Annotated in this window: 1 protein-coding gene and 1 pseudogene; both read right to left on the reverse strand. The window is 24.0% G+C overall.

Translation table 11 applies throughout. The features are described from left to right. Positions 1-123: 123 nt before the first annotated feature. A complete protein-coding gene (locus RI76_RS00475) occupies positions 124-540 on the reverse strand; it encodes a hypothetical protein (RefSeq protein ID WP_152411650.1) in 417 nt (138 codons plus the stop codon). A gap of 196 nt (positions 541-736) precedes the next feature. Further along, positions 737-1,084, reverse strand: a pseudogene (locus RI76_RS03060) (hypothetical protein); the annotation flags it as partial.

The following is a 1,084-nucleotide window of genomic DNA, read 5'->3' on the forward strand; positions in this document are numbered from 1 at the left end:
ATTCGAAAAAATTCATCAAAAAACCACCTTATTCTTATTATTTTTTTATATTTTAAATAATATGATATTTATTTAATTAATAAAAATCAAAAAATGTTAATTGTAATTTTACGAAGAAAAAACTTAAATCTTTAATTTGCCACAATAAATAGGTATATGTTTAGGAGAGTCATCAGATTGTTTAACAGTTAAAATATTGATTAACGTATGATCTGAATTAGAAATATTAGCTTTTTCCACTAATCTTGAATATTGATTATTATCACTATTTTGTATTATTTCATAAATCTCTATTTCTTGATCTGAAGGAAAATGGATAGCGAATCCGAATGTTTTTTCATTATTATTATTTTTAATGTTAAATTTAATTCTTTTCTTAATATTACTTTCAGATTCATATATTTGTTCTGCTTTATCATAAGCATTTGCTAACCCTGGAACAAACAATTTTCCCATAAATCTTCCTAAACTTCTTTTAGACGCTTTTTTTAAAGCAGTTTGAGCTATTTTATGTCCTATTTTATGATTTGTTTTTTTCATTACTATTTTTTTAATTTTATCTTTCCTTAGTCTATCCTTAACATTATCGCTTATTCTAACCCAATTATTTAAAAAATTTTCTAAATCAAGAGAAAACATGTCACAATCACAAAAAGAAATATCTATATCTTTTACATTACCTAAATCATTTAAATTAAAAAAGAAAAAACATTTTTCTGGAATAATCTTTAGAATATTATTCTACCATAGCATTTAACATAGCAATACGTTGTTCTTTATCATTCAAAAATGCATCTTGTATCCCGCTAACATCTGTTGCAAAATCTATTGCACCTGCAACATTGCCAATAATATGAAAAAAACTAGAAACAAACAAAAATCCGTCTTTTGCTAATTGCTTATTATTTAAAAATTCTTGATAAGATTTACAAGGAACCATATCTAAATCATGTATTCCTTGAAAAGATCTAGAATCAGAAGAAAAAGTATTCCCTCCTTCATGTTTCCATCCTTTTTGTGGATGTTGCAAAAAAGAATCTTTTGTATAATTATCAGGAGTAAAAGCATAATTTGATTTAGATAA

This window comes from Milkweed yellows phytoplasma str. MW1 (assembly GCF_000309485.1).
Taxonomy (GTDB): Bacteria; Bacillota_I; Bacilli_A; order Acholeplasmatales; family Acholeplasmataceae; genus Phytoplasma.

Excerpts from the sequence above, each read along its gene's own strand:
- RI76_RS00475 (WP_152411650.1), bottom strand. The coding sequence starts at position 540 with ATGAAAAAAACAAATCATAAAATAGGACATAAAATAGCTCAAACTGCT.